The sequence below is a fragment of the Pantoea sp. X-Soil-ISGK-355 genome (assembly GCF_059730805.1).
Map to the genome: position 1 here is coordinate 1,660,551 of NZ_AP035971.1, position 21,643 is coordinate 1,682,193.

A 21,643-nucleotide genomic window follows, 5' to 3' on the forward strand; every position below is an offset into this window, starting at 1 on the left:
ATGGAAAACTTTGCCAATTTAACAGCCTTTCCTGCATTACTCTTTGATTCCTTAGATCAACACGACCACGGCTTTTCAACAGTCGTTGCCCGTCTTAGCTATGATCTGGATATAAAAAGTGGCGAACTGGTTTTCTGTGAGGATCAGGGTGAGTTGGTTGAGCAGGACAGCTATTTCGCTGAGCAGGGCCGGAGTAGTGTCCGATTTGAAAGCGATTTGGCCCCCTATAAACCACGTATGGATGTGGTCATTAATGCGACGGCCTGGGCACCTGAAGATAAGCCGGTAAAAAGTTTTACCGCTGGCGTTCAGTTAGGGGATTTTACCCGTCTCATTAAAATTAATGGGCCGCGTGAATGGCGAAAGATGATTGCGACCTGGCAGCTAAGTGAATCTCAACCGATAACATCGCTGGATCTTCGATATGAATACGCCGCGGGAGGATTCTACTCTTCAGAAGGTGAAAAAATTATTGCCTCCCCGGTAAACAGTGTTGGGATGGGATGGTATCCTCCCGAAGTACTGAAAAACCTGAAAGCCCAGCGCCTGACAGCCCCACAGATCGAGTGGCCAACACAGCCAGTACAAAAAATTGATCAACAGTCATCACCTGCGGGTTTTGGCTTTTTTGGTCGGGGCTGGCAAGGAAGGATTGAACTGGCAGGACGCTACGATGAAAAATGGCGAAAAGACCGTCATCCTTTGCTGCCGCAGGATTTTGACTTTGCTTACTGGAATGGCGCGCATCCTTTAATGCAATTTCCCTTACCGGAACCCCTCAAAAGTGTACCTGTAACGCTGCGTTATTTTATTTCATCCCGTGAGATTGAGAATCAGCAAATTCATTTGCAGGTACCCGTGGAGTCACTTTTTGTCTTTATTACCACGGAGAAAGGGGCTGGAGTGGCAAAAGATATGGTCCTTGATACGCTGGTTATCGACCTGAATGAGCGAAAAGTACATTGTAGCTATCGTACTGTAATTTCGGAGCTTATGGAGCCGGTCATGACCGAACTGCGTTTCATCAAAGCGGAACAACGCCAGCAGCAGCTTGAGCTTGCCGCACGCCTTAATAGTCATTCTGCTGCACAGAAGTTTGTGCCGTTACCACCAAGCCTGTTGGCGAAATTACAGCAGGTGAAAACGAATGGCTGAAAACTATGCTGCCCGTAAAGATGGTGCATACAAAGTCGTTGGTATGGCACCTGATCTTTGTTTTACGCCGGGATCGCAATCTCCGGTTCCCTATCCCGTACAGACCACGCTTGACTCATCTGCATCCACAATTAATTCTGTCAAATTTAATGGTCATCCTGCCTTTGTATTCAATCAAAGTTTTGTGCCCAAAACGATTGGAGATGCAGCAGGAACGAACAAGGGTGTTACCAGCGGAACGGTAGAGGGAAATTGTTGGCCGATTGAACATAGTCCTGATACCAACATAGGCGGTTTCAAAATTATCAGAGTTCAGGATATGTTTTTCATGAATGGCAGTTTCTTGCCAGGCATGCTCGGAATGTCCAAAAGTCAACGATGGAAATATCGTAAGCATCTGATTGAATTAGGAAAGAGCAGTGGTGACAAGGATGTGCAGGCTGCAGCAAATCGTCTCGAACTGGATAACACCGCCGTTGAAAAAGCCCGTCTGGCCTCAGTGATTTATGATGGAGGAGAGCCATCGGAACCAACCCCCGGTATGCCTGAAGGATGGATTGATATAAGTAATGATTCAGAGGCATTAGGTAAAATCAATTTGAAACCTGAAAATCTTATTGCTGACGGGTCTCCGGGGTTCAGAGCCAGAGTTTATGCGCCGGATCCGGCTGTATTTGGTGATGATATGAAAACATCTGTTGTTTTCCGAGGTACAAGGCAGAGTGAGATTGAAGACTGGAAGGCGAATTTCAATCAGGGAGTTGACAAAGAAACGGGCTATTATGGTCAGGCGGTTAAGATCGGCTCGCGTTTATCTACAGCGGATAATGTTGATGTTGTAGGGCACTCTCTAGGCGGTGGGTTAGCATCTTCTGCGTCAGAAGCGGGAAAGGTTAAAGGATGGACATTTAATGCTGCAGGATTAAACCAGAATACCGTCTCACGATATTCCGGTTCACCAGGTTCCGGGGATGCAAAGAATATCGATGCATTCAGAGTGAAAGGAGAGATACTGACTGATGTTCAGGAGAATAGTCCTGGAAGGTTGCTGGAGTTTGGAATGAAGTATGGGTCTGGGCTGACTGCATTGAAGGCGTATATTGCAGGAAAGGCGCCTGACTCTGTAGGTATCAGGCACAATCTATCCGGCGGAGAGGGCAATCCTGTCACGTTGCACGGCATGGAGCAGGTGATACATTGTCTGGAGTTAGAAAAGAGCCACGATATAGCAACGATTACAGGAGGAAAAATTTGAACATTCTAAGAAAGATGATTTTTTTGCCTTTTTTATTTGCGTTTTTAACTTTACAGGCTTGTGATATGAAGAAAATTCATCCCGAAGATTATTTTTCAGGAAGCCAGCTCCAGCTGGCGCAGGCAATTGAAGAGGGCAACGTTGATGAGGTGGAAAAATTATCAACGCAAACCGATCTTAATAAGCCTGGCGAGAAGGATTTAACGCTTTTGTATTATGCCCTGAGTGAGGCATCAAAAAAGGAAGTTAACAGAATAAATATATTGAGTGTTTTAGTAAAACATGGCGCTAATCCTCTTCAATACGTTGTCGACATGGGATCTGTGGCAACTAATACAGCAGGATACGCAGACCCTGTGTTTCTTAAAGCCTTAATTAAAGGCGGGATGGATAAAAATGCGAGATTTGAAAGCACGCCGATAATATTTTATGCAACCAATGAAAGATCCTTCCCGACTCTGAAATATCTTGTAGAGATTGGTACTGATGTCAATGCAAAAGATAGCTTAGGTCAAACGGCAATTTTCCAAGGTCTGTATGGTCAACAATATGATCAGGTTGAATACCTTCTCAATCATGGCGCAGATGCAAATATTACTGATGTTAATAATGTAACTTTTAATCAGTTTTTGGATAAAATCATCAGTAATACCAATAAAGATAATAAGATGGCAATCGATAAGCTGGAAGATATAAAAAAATTAACCCACAAAAATTAACAGGTATTTGGGCCAAATTTAAAATCAGCTTCTGATGGATGCCTGAGCGTGCGATTAATTCAGACTGATGAACCTGGCATGGTTATAATAAGTGACAGGTTCAGATTGCATAACGGCCTGCTTAAACCGCTCTGCTCGTGATTTAACAGGCGCTAAGAAGTGCTGGCTGGCGTGTCAGATGCATAGTGATAAACCCTGAATTATTCACTTTCTGGCATGATAGCGAGATGGTGCGGTACTGGTATCAATCCTCGCACCTGAATAATGTGGGTATTATGATGATTGCTCTGGAATTTTAATTATTACATGCTTGTATGTTACGATCTCACTCATTGATTTTGTATAAAAACCCTTTTGGCAATATCTGGCTGCTTTATCTTTTTTCTCACCGCTTCTCACCGCAATGAATAAATCATTAAGCGGCAACTGGTGAAACTATTTACCTGAACTGCATCGCATACCTTATCTGAATAAGCACGCTTAATATAAAAAATCCTTCTTTAACCTGTATATTTTATGGCACGGAGCTCCAATGGCAACCGGAAATACGATTGGTAAATTACAATATGCGCCTGCGCCACAAGGCCATGTGGCGGCGGGCAGTGCCAACCCGCCGAAAAAGAAAAGCTGGTGGAGCAGTTATGGCGACTGGGTCCATACCGGTCTGGACGTGTTAGGCGCAGTTCCGATTGTCGGCACGGTGGCTGACGGCGCGAACGCGGCCATTTACACCGCAGAAGGCGATTATGGTAACGCAGCACTTTCAGCTGCTTCGGCGGCAGCTAACTTTGTACCCGGTGGTGGGGCGGCATTTAAAGCCGGTAAGCTGGCAGCAAAGGCTGGCAAAGCAGTAGAAGCCGCGAAAGTGGGCAAAGGTATTGCAAAAGAAGGTGCAGAACTGGCAGAAAAAGCAGCCGTCAAGGCTGAAACAACCGCCGCTCAAGCTGAAGCTAAAGCCACCAAAAAAGAAGCTGATGAAGTTATCAGCGCTAAGAAAGCGGGCAGTGAAAAGGGAGGCAGTGACAAAGGACATGCTCAGAAAAAGACTGAGCCATGCAAAATTCCGGCAAGGCCTCTGCCGCAGGTCGATATGGCGATTGGTAGTCCGGTTAACCCTGTACTGGGGATCAAACTGCTGTTCGGCCCTGAAGACAATGATTTCTCTTTTCCAGCCTCGGTCCCCCTTAACTGGCAACGCTACTATTTTTCCGATGAAATCGGCAATGGCTGGCTGGGACAGGGCTGGTCACTGCCCATCTCACAGGAAGTGCGTAAGAAAAATCATCTGCTGATATTGATCGATGAGCAGGGGCGCGAAATAGAGTTTCCTTATCCTGAAGCGGGCCGCCAGCCTCAACTTCATCGTTACGAACAGCTCTATATCTCGCAGCCACAGGCAGAGGAATTCTGCATTTCAGACGCAGATAAAAGTCAGCACTGGCACTTTACACACAAAGCTGAATCTGACCGCTGGCTGCTATCCGCCATCAGCGACCGTCACGGCAACCGCCTTATTATTCGTTACAACATCCTGCATCTGCCGGTGCAGATTGAAGACAGCGCCGGGCGTCGTTTTAATATCAACTTCTCTCAGTTTGAATCGGACATGGGCAGCGCTTTTTTCCGCATCACCAGCGTCAGTGTCTGTTATCCGTCTGATCCTCTGAATGCCGAAATTCTGTGCCGCTACGATTATTCACCTCAGGGCGACCTGATTACCGTGCGCAATGAGCTCAACGAGGTGCTGCGTGAATTCCGGTACCGTAACCATATTATGGTGGCGCATCGCCGCGCGGGGGAAATGGAGTGTTTTTATCACTATGACACCTATGCTCCCGAAGGAAAGGTACTGGCACATCGCGACAGCCTCGGCGGGGAATGGCGTTTTGAATATGGCAGTCAGACCACAACGGTCACTGATGCACTGGGACGCGTGACACGCTATGACTTTGACGACAACAAGGAACTGATTGGCTATCAGGATGCGATGGAAGGGCATATTCGTATCAGACGTAATGCCCGCGGTCAGATGACACAGCTCACCGACCAGAGCGGTCGGATAATGCGTTACCGCTATGATGAACGAGGCAACTGTACGGCCATCATTGAGCCAGACGGTCAGACAACACGTTTTGACTATCACGAGCGCTGGAACACGCCGGTTCGTGTCACCAACATGCTGGGCGGCACGCGTGAATTTATCTACGACACAGCAGGAAACTTAATCCGTTTTTCGGATGAGATAGGACGCATTACAGAATACAACCATGATGACCGTGGCAATCTGGTCAGGGTACGTGATGCTGCGGCGGGCGTACAAACGTTATGCTGGAACCAGGCCAACTTTCTTATCAGTCATACCGATTGCTCAGGGCGCACATCGACATTTGACTATGACAAATATGGCTGGATGAAGCAGCAGACGGATGCGGCAGGAAATCATACCCGGTTCTATAACCGATGGAATGGCCTGCCCCAGCGTATTGTGCATGCCGATGGTGGAACGGAAAGCTTTGAGTTTGACCGCTGGAAACGTCTGATTGCCTGGCAGGATCCTCTGGGGCAGGTTACGCGCTGGACGCTGGCTGCTGATGGCTTGCCGCTATCACGCACTGATGCACTCGGCCACAGCATTGGCTACGAATACGATCTGGCCCGTCGCCTGACCGCACTGATTAATGAGAACGGTGCGCGATATACCTTTCGCTACGATGCCCGGGATAACCGGGTGGAGGAGCGCGGGTTTGATGGTTGTAAAACGCGTTATGAATATGATGACAGTGGCTGGCCGCTGGCTCGTATTGAAGAAGGCGATGGCAGCGGGCAGGTAATTCACTCGCACTATCAACGGGATCCCGCCGGGCGATTGCTGGAAAAGCTGGTGTCGCGCGGTGGAGATGCCACATGGCAACGTACCCGCTATCGTTACGATGCGCTGGGACGCCTGACTGCAGGTGTCAATCACGGCGGTCGCTCTGAGCTGGAATGGGACGATGCCGGGCAGTTACTCGCTGAGCGGACGCTGGTTCGGGGTCACCGTTACGAACTGCGCCACAGCTATGATGAGCTGGGTAACCGGACGCACACCACCTTGCCGGATGGCCGGGAACTGAAGCAGTTTTATTACGGCAGCGGGCATCGGGTCCAGGTTAATTTTGGTAACCGGGTCATCAGCGAAAGCGAACGTGACGTCCTGCACCGGGAAGTGCGACGCACCCAGGGCGCAATCACCAGTGAATATCTGCACGACGAGATGGGAAGGCTGATAAGCCAGCATGCGGGCCGTGGCGCGCAGTCAGCGGTGGTACGCGAGTATGTCTGGCGGCACGATGGACAGCTGACGCAGATGACGGATAAATACATGGGCGATTATCGTTACGAATATGACGCGCTGGGACGGATGACGCGGGCACGTGATGAGCATTTCGCCTTTGATCCTGCGCACAATCTGCTGAGTGATTCGCAGGCGCAGCCCCTGCAGGATAACCGACTCGGGGTTTATGAAGATAAACGCTGGACCTATGACGGCTTTGGTAATGTGACGCGCAAACAGAGTGGCCGCCACACAGACCAGCAGTTTATCTGGAACGCTGAACATCAGCTGACCGAATCGGTGAGCATCCGAAACGGAAGCGAGCAGCGAACCACCTACGGCTATGATGCGTTTGGACGTCGAAGCTGGAAACGCGATGCTTTTGGTATCACGCGCTTTATCTGGGAAGGCAATCGCCTGCTGAGTGAGGTGAGAGGCTCGCGCCAGCACCTCTGGATTTACGAGGATGATGGCTTTGCTCCCCTGGCGCAGATCAGTCTGCAGCAGGGCGAGACGGAGCATGACGCTCAGGTTAACTGGTACCACAACGATGTGTCTGGTCTGCCACGAGAGCTGACCGGTGCTGATGGCAGTGTGGTCTGGCGTGCCGTCTATCGTGCCTGGGGTAATACGCTGCGCACAGAGCAGGCCGCTGCGGAGAATGCAGAGCCGGTTTATCAGCCACTGCGCTATCAGGGTCAGTATTTCGATGCGGAAACAGGTTTGCACTATAACCGCTTTCGCTATTATGATCCGGATGCGGGCAGGTTTGTGAGCCAGGATCCGATAGGGCTTGCTGGTGGGGTTAACCTTTATCAGTATGCGCCGAATCCGCTGAGTTGGATTGACCCGTTGGGTCTCACTAAATGTTCGGCAGGGAAAGATAATAGTGCTCACAATGCAGCGGACTATCAGAAGCTTAAAGATTATTATACCCAACATGAAAAATATGGTGCTGGGGGCGTAAAAAAATTACAGAATGGTCGTTATCGTTTTTATGACGACATAAAACCATCTCGAAACCCAGGTGAGATGAAAGGTGCTAGGTTGGTCAGAGAATGGGATCCTTCTACAGGTAATAAACGTACATGGTATGAAACGGTAGACCATGCTGAAAATATAAGAAGTGTGGCTCCAAAACCTGTTACTCATGAGAAGAATCATCATATATTTGATATTGATGGCAATTATAAAGGAAGGAGGTGATTTTTGGATATTAAAATTCAACGTATTGATATAATTGATAAAATATCAGATATATTGGCAGGTAATGCTAAGAGAGATGATGTGTCTGAATGGGCATTTAATATTTTTGATGATGACTCATTAAGATTAGAAGATCCCATTATTTTAAAATACTTAAAATTGCTAGGAGCTGTGGATTTACCTTCTTCAGATCGGGATTTTTTATATACGGATGATGATCTTCGCCACTGGATAAACGAAATTGAGAATGAATAATAAAACGGAAGCGATCTTAACGATCCTTCTGTCTTTTTAATTTTAGCTGTCTGCTGTCAGAATCAGTCACCCCTATTCAACCTTCATGGTTTCCTTTTGACCGACCTCAAATCTCATCTCAGTCAGCGACTTCCCGGTAATATGTCCCGTTTCTTCTGAACGTAGCGGGCCACTTCCTCATGCAACGAGGCCATGCTGCGATCGTTGAGGATCAGCAGCATCGTGACACCAGGATAACCGACTCAGGGTTTATGAAGATAAACGCTGGACCTATGACGGTTTTGGTAATGTGACGCGCAAACAGAGTGGTCGCCATACAGACCAGCAGTTTATCTGGAACGCTGAACATCAGCTGACCGAATCGGTGAGCATCCGAAATGGAAGCGAGCAGCGAACCACCTACGGCTATGATGCGTTTGGACGTCGAAGCTGGAAACGCGATGCTTTTGGTATCACGCGCTTTATCTGGGAAGGCAATCGCCTGCTGAGTGAGGTGAGAGGCTCGCGCCAGCACCTCTGGATTTACGAGGATGATGGCTTTGCTCCGCTGGCGCAGCTAAGTCTGCAGCAGGGCGAGACGGAGCATGACGCTCAGGTTAACTGGTATCACAACGACGTGTCAGGTCTGCCACGCGAGCTGACCGGCACTGATGGCAGTGTGGTCTGGCGTGCCGTCTATCGTGCCTGGGGTAATACGCTGCGCGCAGAGCAGGCCGCTGCGGAGAATGCAGAGCCGGTTTATCAGCCGCTGCGCTATCAGGGTCAGTATTTCGATGCGGAAACAGGTTTGCACTATAACCGCTTTCGCTATTATGATCCGGACGCGGGCAGGTTTGTGAGCCAGGATCCAATAGGGCTTGCTGGTGGGGTTAACCTTTATCAGTATGCGCCGAATCCGCTGAGTTGGGTGGATCCGCTGGGGTTGAATCGGGCGAAATGTAAACCCGAAGCTGTTGAGTTAGATCCCAAAACGATTCGTTTTAGTCAAAGTTCTGTAAATGGTGCTGCTGATTTAACTCATAGTATGAGAAAGAATGGGTGGGCTGGAGACCCGATTGATGTTGTTAGAATGAGCGATGGAAAATTAACAACTATTGATAATACCAGAGTACTGGCAGCATCCAGAGCAGGGATAAATGTCAAAGCAAGAATTCATGATGGTTCATCATCTTTGCCAAATGAATTTATTGAACGTTTTACTACTAAAAAAGGAACGCCTTCTTCCTGGGAAGATGCAATACAATTACGAATTGGTAAGCAAGCTTCTAAATATAAAAATGGTTATCCTAACGGGTCAAATATAATAGGGTCATTGGACTAATATGGAACAGCTTCTAATTGAAAAAGAATTACCAGCGGGATTTTATTATCCTGATGAATTCAAAAGAATAGTATCACAAGGCTTACTGGATTTTGATCCGTGGCTCATTCTTCAGGGCGAGAGGCTGAGAATTCGCTTTAATGGAATAAAAAGCCGTTATCCATCACGTGAATTAATACCTTTTGCAAGAAGAGAGGATAACGATGATGTTGCTTGTTGGGAAGTGAATAAGCCAGGAAAGGTTATCATTATTCATGACTTCGCCAAAGAAGGTTATGAAAATGTCCAGGAAATTGACAGCTTCTGGGACTGGTTAAGAAGCGCTCTTGAAGCTACGATTGAATACGATGGAGAGTAAAGTTTAAAAAGCCGAAAGCGATCTGATCCTTCCGGCTTTTTACCGTCAGCTGCTGACCTAGGCCTGCAACGGCTTAATCTGCTGCCGGGTTTGTCTGGCGTCCCGCTTCTGCTGGACAAAGCGGGCCACTTCCTCGTGCAAACTGGCCACGCTTCGATCTTCGGGTATCATCAGCAGACAGCCGTCTTTAAAAGTTCATTGTGAAACTTGGCTGGCTAATTAAATTAAGATGGGAAACAGGCTATGAATATAGATACTGGCTATGTATTTCCCTAACGCCGGGCCTCTAAAAACAGAGCCAGCAACGTTTCTCTACCGTCTTTCGGTAAGCCATTGGATAGCGCTAATTTGCGGATGTATTAACACGAGCGCGTGATGAGTATTTTGCCTTTGACCCGGCGCACAATCTGCTGAGCGAGGCCCAGGCGCAGCCCCTGCAGTATAACCGACTCAGGGTTTATGAAGATAAACGCTGGACCTATGACGGTTTTGGTAATGTGACGCGCAAACAGAGTGGCCGCCACACAGACCAGCAGTTTATCTGGAACGCTGAACATCAGCTGACCGAATCGGTGAGCATCCGAAACGGAAGCGAGCAGCGAACCACCTACGGCTATGATGCGTTTGGACGTCGAAGCTGGAAACGCGATGCTTTTGGTATCACGCGCTTTATCTGGGAAGGCAATCGCCTGCTGAGTGAGGTGAGAGGCTCGCGCCAGCACCTCTGGATTTACGAGGATGATGGCTTTGCTCCCCTGGCGCAGATCAGTCTGCAGCAGGGCGAGACGGAGCATGACGCTCAGGTTAACTGGTACCACAACGACGTGTCAGGTCTGCCACGCGAGCTGACCGGCACTGATCAGCATCAGGCGTTTCCGGGCTATGAGACCATTGCCTATCACGTCACCCCGTCGGGCGGGGTGGTTACGGAAGAGGGCATCAGCCAGTGGTCACTGGCGGAGAGCGTGACGCCGGGCATCTACAGCACCGACGACTACGACTTCCGCAAGCCGAACGCCTGGATGCTGCAGGCGCGCCAGAACCCGGCGTCGCCGGTGCCGGGCTCGGTGGACGTTTACGACTGGCCGGGCCATTTTGTCGACCACAGCCACGGCGAGTCCTACGCGCGCATCCGTCAGGAGGTGTGGCAGGCCGAGCACCACAGCGTCAGCGGGTCGGGCACGGCCACCGGCATCGCGCCGGGCTTTACCTTCTCCATCATCAACGCGCCGCACTTCAGCGACAACGGCGAGTATCTGGTGACCTCGGCGACCTATGACTTCGCTGAAAATTCCTACGCCAGCGGCGACACCGGCGACAGCCGTCACAACATCCACTTCACGGTGCTGCCGTCGTCGGTGACCTACCGCACGCCGCCGGAGACGCCGTGGCCGAAAACGCACGGCCCGCAGACGGCGAAGGTGGTGGGACCCAAAGGCGAGTCGATCTGGACCGACCGCTACGGCCGGGTAAAGGTGAAGTTTCACTGGGACCGGCTGGCGAAGGGCGACGACACCAGCTCCTGCTGGGTTCGCGTCTCCAGCGCCTGGGCCGGTCAGGGATTTGGCGGGGTGCAGATCCCCAGGGTCAACGACGAAGTGGTGGTGGACTTCATCAACGGCGATCCGGATCGTCCGCTGATCATCGGCCGGGTTTATAACGAGGCGAGTATGCCGCCGTGGGCGCTGCCGGCGGCAGCGACGCAGATGGGGTTTTTGAGCCGGTCAAAGGATGGCACGGCGGACACCGCGAACGCGCTGAGGTTTGAGGATAAGGCGGGTGAGGAACACCTGTGGATTCAGGCGCAGAAGAACATGGATACACATGTTAAAAATGATGAGTCACACAGTGTTCTGAACAATCGGACAGTTTCGGTAGGTGCCAATAACGAGACTCGGGTAGAGGGCGATCATACTCTCGGGACTCAGGGAAACAGCAAGACGCTGACAACCGGCAACCGTACTGAACAGGCTTTTGCTTCTTACACAATTGCAGCCGGAGATACTTTACGGATTGAGTGTGGCCTAAGCGCAATAGAGTTAACTAAAGACGGCGCAATTAATTTCATTGGCAAAAATTTTAATCTTACCGTCGATAATAATGGTGAGATTAATACTAAGGGTGGTGAGTTACATTTAAATCCAGAAGGAGGAAGTGCTGCAATAATTGCACCGGGTAGTGGACATAAAAATAAAATAAAAAGTGAAATTGAAAACTACTTTTCTTCATCAACAAACAATACTAAAGGATAAAAATGGCCACCTATACTCTTCAGGAAGCTTCAATTGAATTGCCCGATATATTTAAAGACCGGACAATGAATCTTTTTACGATCAGTGAAAATAACGCGAGTGAGTTTACGTTCGTAGTTTCTCGCGCATCTGCTTTTCATGACGATACAGTGCAAAAAGTGGCCGCAAGAATTATCAATGAGATGAGTGTGACTGTTCCCGCTTTTGTAAGCATAACATCACAACTGATTGAGATAGATAATCTGCCTGCAGTTGAGCTTTTTTATCATTTTGAAAATGACGGCGCTGAGATCTGGCAAAAACAATCGATTGTTTTACTTGATGATGACGCCGGGGGGAAAAATATTGTTTGCTATATTGGAACATGCCCAGGGCGATTTAATGATTATTATACTAAACAATATCATGAGATTATTGGCAGTATAAAATTTAATTCTTTCGATTCTGATCATGAGCCGGTGCCGATAGCAGCTGATGCATCGGGAATTTTCTTTTCTTTTGATAACGATACTAAAGTGCTTACCGCATATGAAACGGTGACATTACTTTATCAGAATGTTGATTTGAAAAGATCATTGAATGGCAGTTATTTGTTCTTTGATTCAGCGGGAAGCCCATTACATATCGCCGCCTTAAATAATGGGGACCCATTACGCTATGCACTATGGACATCACCAAATAGAAAGAACTCATCTTTAAAAGATATTCTTGGTATGGCAAAAGCATTTAAAGGACCCGCAGATCTCGCCAGCGAACAACAAATCCTTGCGTTTCTTCAGAGACATAAGGATGTATAAATTATGGCTAAATTCAATGCTGCCAGAGAGCAGGACGAAATAGCGCATACGGCTTCCAAAGGCTGGATGATCGCCGGTCTCATTGGCGGTGCAATATTAGGTGCAGCAGCCGTTGTCGTTACCGGTGGAGCGGCTCTGGTTGTGGTTTCAGCAGCAGCAGCCGGTGCCTGTGCGGCTGGAGGGGTGGGAGAAGTACTTGGAAGCATGTCTTGGGCTCCGCGGCATAACACGGGCAAACTGTTATCCGGATCGCCGAATGTTTTCACTAACAGCAGAGCAGCGATACGGGCACATTTATCCAAAGGCGACTGCGATGAGCACAGCGGCTCATCGCAACGGGTAGCTGAAGGTTCCGATAAGGTTTTTATTAATAACTTTCCTGCCGCCCGTATCGGAGACCGTTTGACCTGCAGTGCGGAGATATCTGGTGGTTCCGCAAATGTGTTTATTGGCGGAGGTAAACTTCAGACTGACGACATCAATCCCGAAATCCCCGGCTGGGTGAACTGGTTGATGATGGGGGTAGGGACTGCTGCCGTCGCGGTGCTGGCTTCTCCGGCTATTGCGCTGCTAGGGTTAGCAGGCGCGATGGGCGGCGGTTACGCCGGCAATTGGGTAGGTGGCAGACTGTTCGGGGAAGGCTCTGACGGACAAAAATGGTCTATGCTGGTGGGCAGTTTTGTCGGTGGGGCATTGGGTGGCAAAGGGGGCATGAAGTTTGATGCCTGGCGTGGTCGTAGTAATATTAATGCTAACAAACTTCCGTTAAATGATGAAGAAATCGCCGAAATACAAAGTATCGAAAAAACATTTAGGCCAGACCCCGAAACATATTTACCTAAGGATTATATTGATTCTCATGCAAAATCCTTTGAAAATGGCGCATCTAGAATAGTCACTAGAAAAAGTTTTGAAGATTATGGTATTGGTAAACCTGATCCAGGGAGGACGGAATTTGTTCTAACCAAGGAGCGCGCTGGACAAATGATTTCTGAATCAAAAGGAGATGTAGGAGTGATTGCAGATAAATTAGGCATTCCACAGGAACAATTGAAAAACGATAGTCTTGTTTTGATTGAATTTAAACCTACAGAGTTGTACTCTCCAAAATGCCTACTGGTAATGAATGGGGAGCTAATAAGCAATGGATTCCGGGTGGCAAACTACCACAAGGTGATCTTGAGGCTGTAGTAAAAACCGAAGGAATGGTTAAAGGCAGAGATTATACCGTGACCGATTTATTAACAGGAGAAAAATTATAATGAGTAAAAATAAAATAGCAATGAATCCTTGGGATTTTACTCTGTATGAGTGTGACGATACCTCATATGTAATGAAGGTTATGTTTAGTGAAGGTGATTACAAAGTTGATGTCGAAAGGTTTTTCATTGTAACTCCATATATTGATATCCGTTCTATCGATATTGAAATGTTAAAAGATCTTTCAAAAAAAATAAGGGAATGCACAGGGCAGTACGTAATAAATGAAATCAACAAGGAGGATTTTGAATTAATATAGTTTTAGGGTTTTCTATTTGGTGAGTAAAAAGGTCTGTCTTTGGCTTACTTTATACATTCCGTTTGTAATAAGGTTGGCCCAGTGATTTTTAATTCAAGATCTGCCTTTGCTCTCAAACAAGAAGAGTGCATATTGGGTTTATGATGAAGAAAGAAGAATATACTGCTTTAGACTACATCAATGATGCTATTGATATCACTAATCGAAGAGCCATGGAAAAGCTGGGGTTTACAGTTTTTCAGGTTGCTTTGGAACAACTTGTTTACTTAAAAAGGTATTAACGGGTGAAGAGAAAGATAAAAGTGTCCTGCATAGTATGAATCTGGGGGAGTCTGGCTTCCAAAGAGTTTGATACAACTGACCCAGAGCTATCCAGACATCTTTCTAACGCAAACTATATTGCCTCTCAAATAGTTGCTGGGCTAAAAGTTATCCTTCCTCGCCAAAACGATCCGGAATATGAAAAGCGCAAAAAAAGATATTTAAAACCCCAGAGTTAAATGGGTATTGATATATTTATGCATAAAAAGAGCGTAAGTAAATAAAATGCGGTGGTAATATAAAATCTATTCCTGTTTATTTGATTTCATTTGGTTGTGTTCTTTCAATTTTTTGAGGATGTAAATTTATAAGGAGGTTCTATGATTGATCTTAGGGCTGATGATGATACGCTTTTCATTTATGCCAGACGTTACGCTCATTTAATACCCCAGGCGTCACGGCAGTTGATGAATAGAATGTCTTATGAACAAAAACCTTTACGCGCTAATCCTGAGGACGCTCTCAAGCCAGAATGGGCGAAATCTTTACCTCAAAAAATTACTGATGAACAGGCATTAGATAAATGTCAGGGTGCTTTAATGGGGTTGGCGGTTGGAGACGCTATAGGCACAACGCTAGAATTTATGCCAAGGGATAAAGCTCGCGTTGATGACATGGTTGGCGGGGGACCTTTCTCTCTTAAACCCGGTGAGTGGACTGATGACACCTCGATGGCGCTGTGTCTCGCTGAAACTTATATTGAAAGCAATAAATATGATATTACATTGTTCCGACAAAAGCTACTCAACTGGTATAAGAATGGGACAAATAGTTCTAATGGCGTATGCTTTGATATAGGTAATACAACGCGCTATGCACTTGAGCAGTTTGTCCTTCATGGACCAACCTGGATGGGGAATACTTCTCCTGAAACTGCAGGGAATGCAGCATTAATTCGCCATGCACCTACTGCTATTTTCAGAAGGAAATCGTTTATTGACGGTTGGCGAGATGCGATGCTACAGAGTGAGGCTACACATTGTGCCGCAGAGTCTATAGATAGCTGTCGCTTTTTTAATGTCATGCTTCATTACATCTTAAATGGTTACAGTAAGAGTGAGGGCTTTGCTCCTCATCTTATGGGATCAACATTACGTGTATTAATCATCAATGCCGGTGAATATAAAGAAAAGCATCGTGATCAAATCCGTTCCTCTGGTTATGTCATCGACACCCTTGAGGCAGCATTATGGGCCGTCTGGCATACAGACAATTTTAAAGATGCCATTTTGCTGGCGGCAAATCTTGCTGATGATGCTGATAGTGTAGCGGCGACGGCAGGCCAGCTAGCGGGCGCATTGTATGGACTGTCAGGCATTCCTCAGGAGTGGGTTAATAAAATAGTCGATAAAGACAGAATTCTTGCGCTGGCCGAAAAGCTGTTTCACTTAGCACCTGAAGAGAAAGATTGATGATAAGATCCCATATCTGAGGTATGGGATTTTTTTAGAAATAAAAAGATTGAAGTTGAAGTGGTTTCTAATCACATTCACTAAACTGTAAAGACATTTCGCTGAACTTGATCTGAGTAATAATGCATTGTTCGTTATTTATAAATTAAAATTATTCAAAAAAGAATTTTCTCCTTGTGTTTTCTGGTTGACATCCAAAAAACATGTTGACTAAAAAATTATTGCGCTGACCATGTTCATAAATGTTTCTCGTTTTTTTAATCGGGATTTTTGATAAATAATTTCATCCTGAAATCCATTGCTTCTAATCAGAAAATGCTTTAAATAAAAAATCTTTTACCTTCCACATTTACTGACCCGCTTCACTGTCAGTTCTGTCTGTATGGAAAAAAACATGTTCTCACGCATTACCGCACAGCTGCCGGCGGACGGCCTGCTGTTCCACACGCTCACGGGCACCGAGACGCTGTCCCGTCCGTTTGTGCTCACCGCTGAACTGCTGGCCACCGACGCGCGCATCGATCGTCACGCCCTGCTGGGCAAGCCGGTGACCTTTTCGCTGCCGACCGATGGCCTGATGAGCGCGCTCAGTCCGCGCTACCTCAACGGCAAAATCACCCGCGTGGCGGTGCGCAGCCAGGAGCTGAGCGGCACCCGCTACGCAGTCTACCAGCTGACGGTCGAGCCGGACCTGTGGCCGATGCGGCGCGACCGCAACCTGCGCATCTTCCAGAGCCAGACGGTGCCGCAGATTGTGCAGACGCTGCTGAAGGAGTACGCGGTTAACGTGGAGACGCGCCTGGCGGGCAACTACCGGGTGTGGGAGTACTGCGTGCAGTATCAGGAGAGCAGCCTGGACTTTATCAGCCGCCTGATGGAGCTGGAGGGGATTTACTACTTCTTCCGCCACGAGGCGGACAAACATACGCTGGTGCTGTGCGACGCGCCGGACCAGCATCAGGCGTTTCCGGGCTATGAGACCATCGCCTATCACGTCACGCAGTCGGGTGGCGTGGTCACGGAAGAGGGCATCAGCCAGTGGTCGCTGGCGGAGAGCGTGACGCCGGGCATCTACAGCACCGACGACTACGACTTCCGCAAGCCGAACGCCTGGATGCTGCAGGCGCGCCAGAACCCGGCGTCGCCGGTGCCGGGCTCGGTGGACGTTTACGACTGGCCGGGCCATTTTGTCGACCACAGCCACGGCGAGTCCTACGCGCGCATCCGTCAGGAGGTATGGCAGGCGGAGCACCACAGCGTCAGCGGGTCGGGCACGGCCACCGGCATCGCGCCGGGCTTTACCTTCTCGATCATCAACGCGCCGCACTTCAGCGACAACGGCGAGTACCTGGTGACCTCGGCGACCTATGACTTTGCCGAGAACTCCTACGCCAGCGGCGACACCGGCGACAGCCGCCACAACATCAGCTTCTCAGTGCTGCCGTCGTCGGTGACCTACCGCACGCCGCCGGAGACGCCGTGGCCGAAAACGCACGGCCCGCAGACCGCGAAGGTGGTCGGGCCGAAAGGCGAGTCAATCTGGACCGACCGCTACGGTCGGGTGAAGGTGAAGTTTCACTGGGACCGGCTGGCGAAGGGCGACGACACCAGCTCCTGCTGGGTGCGCGTCTCCAGCGCCTGGGCGGGACAAGGCTTCGGCGGGGTGCAGATCCCGCGTGTTAACGACGAAGTGGTGGTGGACTTCATCAACGGCGATCCGGACCGTCCGCTGATCATTGGCCGCGTGTATAACGAGGCAAGCATGCCACCGTGGGCGCTGCCGGCGGCGGCGACGCAGATGGGCTTTCTAAGCCGGTCGAAGGATGGGACTGCGGACACCGCGAACGCGCTGAGGTTTGAGGATAAGACGGGTGAGGAACACCTGTGGATTCAGGCGCAGAAGAACATGGATACGCATGTAAAAAATGACGCCAGCCATTCAGTTGCCAACAATCACAGCCATTACGCGGGCGGCAATGAGCTCTACCGTGTCGAAACTAACCGCGTCCACGGAGTGAAAGGGGGCGAAGAGCGGCTGACCGGTAAGGGCAAACTCGATGCGGTGGTTGATACTTACGTCGTGGGGTCGGGCACTAAGCTTCGTTTTGAATGCGGAGAGAGTGCTATCGAACTCAATGCGAATGGTCAGATTAATATCGTCGGCAAGGGGTTCAATATTTTCGTGCAGGGCGATGGTCATATCACCACCTCTGGCGGCAAACTGAACCTGAATACGGATGGTGCGAAACCGGGCACGAGTGCTCCGGGATCCAGTCATAAACAGAACATCAGTCAGGCCGTAGATAACCTGTTCCCGCCGAAGCAGAAAGGGCAGGCGGCACCCGCTGCACCAAAGGCTGCGGCGGCCCCGGCGAAAGGGGCGGCTGCGCCGTTAAAACAAAATACAAATGCGGGTGATCCGAAGAAACTTGATGATAGTGTCGTCCGGTCAATTATGAAGTCAGAAGGTGCGGGTGGTGAACAGGGGGGTGTACCGGAAATGTATGGTTTCAGAAAAGGATTTGGGCCTGCATATAAAGATATCGCTGCCGCCAGGAAACAGTATGGACAGGGTAGCGATGAAGAATTTGCAGTGGTTTCAAAATATATGAACCAGACAGCCCAAAAAGCCGGGGCGCTTAATTTTAGTGATCCAGGAAAACAAGCGGCCGTTATGTCATTAGCTCATATGAGAGGAGTGGGTGGCGCTCAGGCTATACTCAATTCTATGAGTGGTGATGATATCGTCAAATCTTCACAACTCACTGAAAAATCTATTGACTATGTTGAAAAAATGGGTTCTTCTGAATTCCAAAATGACCTTGTCAGCGCCAGATTGAATTATGACAAGGCTATATATGGTTCAACGACTACGGTGAAAAACGGTGTTTCATATAACTGGTGGGATCATTATTCGAACGGTTTGACCAAGCGCTATACTAATGAAGCTGCTGAATTTTTAAAGTTTTCAGGTGAATAAAATGAATTTATTTATTAATTTAATTTTTCTGGTTTTTTTTACAAGTGGCACAATAGGTATTGCAACAGCATCGGATACCCAGGCAGCTTATTCTCAGTATAATAACCTGAATAGTGTTTCAACTATTTTTAATGACCAGAAAGTCGTTTCCAGTTTGAAATCTGTTTTAGGTGGCGAGTACAATGACTTTAGCCAGAATTTTGATGTTTTTGGCCAGCCTCACAAAACAGCAAACGGTGGTATATTCGTTGAGGGCTGGTTAAAAGATCTTTATCTTGAGCAGGCTTCAGCATTTGTTATACAGCCTGATGGTAAAGTCTATGCTGCATGGATGCTACCTGAAGATGATAAGATACACTATGTAAGCAATGATCGTGCAAATAATAATATGCAGGAAGATATTGCGAGTTGGGCAAAACGTTTTGATAAAAAACACTCAGATACTCCCGCTAAAAACCAAAAACAAATGCAAAGCAATGGCGAGAAATTTTTTGAGACGGCGAAATTTAAAATCAGAATAACGTCGCTCTGCGCTGTGGGTTCGGAGTGTAATGACGTTAGTTATGAGGGTGTAAGAAAATCAGATGGGGCTGTTGTCAGATTAAAAGGCAAAGCCATGAAAAGTGATTGTGGTGAAGCTTCCTGCCCGGTTCTGAGTTATAAATTCCGCAATCATGATGCAACCTATATCATTAACAATGTAATTAGTAATCTTACGGTTGTCGTTAATAATAAAATCGTGCTATCTGAAGACGGAAAGTGGAACAATGATTCCAAGTAATTAAATCTCTGCGTGATGGTGCGTCATGTATGCGCACCATCATAGACGAAGTTTGCAAACCATCTGCAAATGATATCTTTTTAAATGGCAAATCTTGAAATAATGTTACTTTTTTGTTAAAGTTTGCTGCTTTCAATTATAGTCCATAATTAACTGAATTTTAACGGCTGGATTAATAGGGTTAATGATTGTCTGTGTTTTAAAGGTTAATTAAATGAATAAAGTTGGATTTAGCTTAGCGGTTTTGCTGTCAATCTCTTCATTATCTTTGTTTGCTTCTGATGACTTTACTGGTCAGTGGAGTGGTCAAGAAAAAAATGATAATGGATCGTTATACTCCACTTTAACATTAAAATTAAAGCAGGATAATAATATCATAACGGGTAGTTATTGTTACATTACCCGGGGTGGAAACAAAATAGATTGTCCTGAGGGTGATGACAGCAATCTCATAGGCACTGCAAATGGTAAGGAAGCTTTAATTGAATTTGATTCTTCATTTGGCGGAGTCAAGGGTAAAGCAAATTTAGAGCTTAAAGATAATAAAGTTTTATGGAAGTTAGCAAAAGACCCTGAGAATGGCGAGTTTTATGCTCCAAAAACTTACGCGCTCGATAAAGAAGTGAACCAGGGAGATTTAAAATCGAGCATGAAGATTTTCTCGACAGATGATTTTACCATTACTTTAGTGAATGGTTGCGGAGAGTTTTATACTGTATGTAATAAAGTTAAATACTTAGGTCTCAGAAATAAAGATGGGAAACAAATCACTCTTGAAGGTAAAACCACGCAGCCTGTCAACTCAAATAAAGCTGATGGAATGATTTTCAATAATAGCGGCGTAGATTATATTGTGAGCTTTAATCCGCTTGCGTTAAAAGTAACGCAGGGGAATAAAACGCTTGTAGAGCAAAGTGGTAAGTGGGAGTGATGATTTTCATTATTCTCAATTAAGAGTTTTTTGCGCTTCAGATGATAATAATAACGTTGATTAATATTATGATATTTTATTGATGTGGTGATGTTTCGTCTCCACCTCACGCATATTATTGATCTGTATATTTTTTATTGAGTCAATTTAATTACGTTGCATTAGTGAATGAATGCTTTTTCTTATTTTTAATTGCCAACCCCGATAAAACACAATGATTGTAAATCGTTTTTTCACCAGCCTTATACTTGTGCCTGTCCTCCTGCTTTTATCCTGCATTGCCAGGGCTGAATCCGCCACGGAATCGTCTGTTCCCGCTCTTAACGAGGGCGATTTTTCCGTTCTGCTGAACGACTATGCTTTCACTCCAGGTGAGGCCTGGAGTAATGAGAATTTTGTACGCGCAGGCAAAGCCCTGAGTTCAGTTCTGGCCGGAGAAGTGGACATCAACAATCAGCAGTACAACTACTACCAGCATAGTTATGACGGTTTTGAGTTGTTCAGCGCGGCGGCGGTCGGAGATGCCAGCCACACGGTTCTGGCTGAGATCCTTCTGGGAAGTGCCAGCGTGCCGACAGCCCGAAATATAAAGGTGGGCGATAGTCTGGAACAGGTTCAGCAAGCCTATGGATCCGGCAAAGAAGATAACAGTGATAATCAGCACTGGCTTGTCTATCAGTCGGGCGGGAAACAGTTAATGTTCCAGATTGACCAGGGGAAGGTCAGTTGCATCATGCTAAAAACCGACCTGGATGCAGAGCAAAGCGAAATCAGCGCTGACCAGGCTCTGAGCGCTGCAACGGAAGCGATCCATACCTGGCACCTGACCAGCCTCGATGATAAATGCCTGCGGTACGATCTCGACGACAGTAGTGATAAAACATTCTATGTCATCACGGTTCGTGAACATAATCACAATAGCAGTTGCGGTGGCGATCCTGATATTACGCATCGACTTTTTGAAATTAAAGTTGCACGTGATAATACACAGCTACTCACTAATGCCGATAACGTTGATGGCGAATTCCATAGCCTGATTCCACCCGCCATAACCCATTAATAAAACGG

15 protein-coding genes and 3 pseudogenes are annotated in these 21,643 nt (G+C 47.5%); all 18 read left to right on the plus strand.

Annotated features, from left to right (window positions below; all coding sequences use genetic code 11):
• Complete coding sequence (locus AC6I8J_RS07635) at nt 1–1,155, plus strand: DUF2169 family type VI secretion system accessory protein (RefSeq protein ID WP_497825215.1); 1,155 nt, start codon at nt 1–3, stop codon at nt 1,153–1,155.
• Nucleotides 1,148–2,410 carry a Tle-like phospholipase domain-containing protein gene (locus tag AC6I8J_RS07640; RefSeq protein WP_497825216.1) on the plus strand — a complete coding sequence of 421 codons (1,263 nt, stop codon included), beginning with the start codon at nt 1,148–1,150 and terminating at the stop codon, nt 2,408–2,410. The genes AC6I8J_RS07635 and AC6I8J_RS07640 overlap by 8 nt, the downstream gene beginning before the upstream one ends.
• Nucleotides 2,407–3,129: an ankyrin repeat domain-containing protein gene (locus tag AC6I8J_RS07645; protein WP_497825217.1), complete on the plus strand. Its 723-nt coding sequence runs from the start codon at nt 2,407–2,409 to the stop codon at nt 3,127–3,129. The genes AC6I8J_RS07640 and AC6I8J_RS07645 overlap by 4 nt, the downstream gene beginning before the upstream one ends.
• Before the next feature lie 532 nt (nt 3,130–3,661).
• Nucleotides 3,662–7,648: an RHS repeat-associated core domain-containing protein gene (locus tag AC6I8J_RS07650; protein ID WP_497825218.1), complete on the plus strand. Its 3,987-nt coding sequence runs from the start codon at nt 3,662–3,664 to the stop codon at nt 7,646–7,648.
• A gap of 3 nt (nt 7,649–7,651) precedes the next feature.
• Nucleotides 7,652–7,903, plus strand: a complete 252-nt coding sequence (locus AC6I8J_RS07655) for a YxzC family protein (RefSeq protein WP_161737028.1) — start codon at nt 7,652–7,654, stop codon at nt 7,901–7,903.
• 232 nt (nt 7,904–8,135) lie between these two features.
• Nucleotides 8,136–9,224 (plus strand): annotated as a pseudogene (locus AC6I8J_RS07660) (RHS repeat-associated core domain-containing protein); the annotation flags it as partial.
• Nucleotide 9,225: 1 nt separating this feature from the next.
• On the plus strand, nt 9,226–9,582 hold the full coding sequence (locus AC6I8J_RS07665) for a hypothetical protein (RefSeq protein ID WP_145886919.1): 357 nt from the start codon (nt 9,226–9,228) through the stop codon (nt 9,580–9,582).
• A 383-nt stretch (nt 9,583–9,965) separates the two neighbouring features.
• Nucleotides 9,966–10,256 (plus strand): annotated as a pseudogene (locus tag AC6I8J_RS07670) (hypothetical protein); the annotation flags it as partial.
• A gap of 183 nt (nt 10,257–10,439) precedes the next feature.
• Nucleotides 10,440–11,834: pseudogene (locus AC6I8J_RS07675) on the plus strand (type VI secretion system Vgr family protein); the annotation flags it as partial.
• A gap of 2 nt (nt 11,835–11,836) precedes the next feature.
• Nucleotides 11,837–12,631, plus strand: coding sequence for a DcrB-related protein (locus AC6I8J_RS07680; RefSeq protein ID WP_497825219.1), 795 nt, complete (start codon nt 11,837–11,839; stop codon nt 12,629–12,631).
• A gap of 3 nt (nt 12,632–12,634) precedes the next feature.
• Nucleotides 12,635–13,822 (plus strand): PAAR domain-containing protein, encoded by a 1,188-nt coding sequence (locus AC6I8J_RS07685; RefSeq protein WP_497825220.1) that lies wholly within the window; start codon nt 12,635–12,637, stop codon nt 13,820–13,822.
• Between the two features lie 70 nt (nt 13,823–13,892).
• Nucleotides 13,893–14,150 (plus strand): hypothetical protein, encoded by a 258-nt coding sequence (locus tag AC6I8J_RS07690; RefSeq protein ID WP_260057978.1) that lies wholly within the window; start codon nt 13,893–13,895, stop codon nt 14,148–14,150.
• Between the two features lie 332 nt (nt 14,151–14,482).
• Nucleotides 14,483–14,650, plus strand: a complete 168-nt coding sequence (locus AC6I8J_RS07695) for an immunity protein Tsi6 family protein (RefSeq protein WP_285088437.1) — start codon at nt 14,483–14,485, stop codon at nt 14,648–14,650.
• Nucleotides 14,651–14,791: 141 nt separating this feature from the next.
• Nucleotides 14,792–15,883: an ADP-ribosylarginine hydrolase Tri1 gene (gene tri1 / locus AC6I8J_RS07700; protein ID WP_285085846.1), complete on the plus strand. Its 1,092-nt coding sequence runs from the start codon at nt 14,792–14,794 to the stop codon at nt 15,881–15,883.
• Nucleotides 15,884–16,277: 394 nt separating this feature from the next.
• A complete protein-coding gene (locus AC6I8J_RS07705; RefSeq protein WP_497825221.1) occupies nt 16,278–18,863 on the plus strand; it encodes a type VI secretion system Vgr family protein in 2,586 nt (861 codons plus the stop codon).
• Nucleotide 18,864: 1 nt separating this feature from the next.
• Nucleotides 18,865–19,644, plus strand: coding sequence for an Ivy family c-type lysozyme inhibitor (locus AC6I8J_RS07710; protein ID WP_497825222.1), 780 nt, complete (start codon nt 18,865–18,867; stop codon nt 19,642–19,644).
• A gap of 214 nt (nt 19,645–19,858) precedes the next feature.
• Nucleotides 19,859–20,575 carry a hypothetical protein gene (locus tag AC6I8J_RS07715; protein ID WP_497825223.1) on the plus strand — a complete coding sequence of 239 codons (717 nt, stop codon included), beginning with the start codon at nt 19,859–19,861 and terminating at the stop codon, nt 20,573–20,575.
• 214 nt (nt 20,576–20,789) lie between these two features.
• Nucleotides 20,790–21,635 (plus strand): hypothetical protein, encoded by an 846-nt coding sequence (locus AC6I8J_RS07720; RefSeq protein ID WP_497825224.1) that lies wholly within the window; start codon nt 20,790–20,792, stop codon nt 21,633–21,635.
• Nucleotides 21,636–21,643: the final 8 nt, after the last annotated feature.